This window comes from Rhodanobacter fulvus Jip2 (assembly GCF_000264315.1).
Classification (GTDB): Bacteria; Pseudomonadota; Gammaproteobacteria; order Xanthomonadales; family Rhodanobacteraceae; genus Rhodanobacter; species Rhodanobacter fulvus.
The window spans coordinates 1-263 of record NZ_AJXU01000117.1; the positions used below are offsets into that span (position 1 = coordinate 1).

At 45.6% G+C, this 263-nt stretch carries 1 protein-coding gene; it reads left to right on the forward strand.

Going from position 1 to position 263, the window contains the following annotated elements; all coding sequences use genetic code 11:
* The coding region (locus UU9_RS18475; RefSeq protein ID WP_237710322.1) for a hypothetical protein at positions 1-236 on the forward strand (236 nt) is incomplete at its 5' end.
* Between the last annotated feature and the right edge of the window lie 27 nt (positions 237-263).

Genomic DNA, 263 nt, shown 5'->3' on the forward strand with positions numbered 1-263 from the left:
GAACCGGAGAGAAATCATGTGGTACTCCAACATGGGCTACCCGCTCCCGAAACGGTGCCCGGAGTGCCGCGCAAAAAGAAGAAAGGAGCGTGAGAAAAATGAGAAAAAAATCAAAAATGCCCATGCCAGTCAATCTGAATGACTGCTGCCTATTGTATCAGATGGGCTATAGGGTTGAAATCAACGACGGAAAAGTCACGACAGTTGCAAAAGAACGCAAAAAGAAAACGGCTTAAAAGCCGCTGTAGAGAAAAACATCAATC